This window comes from Rhabdochromatium marinum (genome assembly GCF_016583795.1).
Taxonomy (GTDB): Bacteria; Pseudomonadota; Gammaproteobacteria; order Chromatiales; family Chromatiaceae; genus Rhabdochromatium; species Rhabdochromatium marinum.
In genome coordinates this window covers 1-683 of the sequence record NZ_NRRS01000203.1, presented here as the reverse complement: position 1 = coordinate 683, position 683 = coordinate 1, and the positions used below count along the sequence as shown (strand labels likewise).

General features: G+C 64.4%; 1 protein-coding gene and 1 pseudogene. Both read left to right on the top strand.

What is annotated here, in order from left to right:
* Positions 1 to 201 precede the first annotated feature (201 nt).
* Positions 202 to 438, top strand: a pseudogene (locus CKO36_RS20210) (RRXRR domain-containing protein); the annotation flags it as partial.
* A 25-nt stretch (positions 439 to 463) separates the two neighbouring features.
* A partial coding sequence (locus CKO36_RS20205; RefSeq protein WP_275957880.1) for an RRXRR domain-containing protein occupies positions 464 to 683 on the top strand: 220 nt, incomplete at its 3' end.

Below are 683 nucleotides of genomic sequence, written 5' to 3'. Positions count from 1 at the left end.
CGTGCATCACAGGTCGTCAAGACCCACTCCGGGATGCTTCCTCAGTCCCGGACCCTGGAAGATCAGGATCATGCTGGCGAAAGGCAAAGCGCCGAAGGTGTTGATCGCCGCCGCGAGGCGGGAGCCGGTGATGCACATGCCCGAGGGGAGCGAGCCGCAAGGCTCTGTCACTAGGCCCGTAAGGGCGCTGATTTGGAGGACATGATGGCCGTGTTTGTTTTGGACAAGAAAAAGCAACCACTCATGCCCTGCTCGGAGAAGCGGGCGCGGTTGTTGTTACAGCGAGGCCGAGCTGTGGTGATGCGGCTTCATCCGTTTACCATCCGGCTGAAAGATCGCCTCGGCGGCGAGACCCAACCGCTGCACTTGCAGCTTGATCCGGGCAGCCAAACCACCGGAATCGCCCTCGTGCGCGACGACGAGACCCTGGACCCCGACACGGGCGAGGTGCGCCGTGCGGCACATGTGGGGTGGCTGGGTGAACTCACCCATCGCGGGCTCAGATTCGTACAGGCTGGCATCGCGCCGCGCCTGTCGTCGTCGGCGGCGCACGCAGAACCTGCGCCATCGCGCCCCGCGCTTTCTCAATCGCACCAAACCGGAAGGCTGGCTCGCGCCGAGTCTGCGCCATCGCCTGGATACCACGCTAAGTTGGGTGGCACGCTTACAGCGGCTTGCGCCCC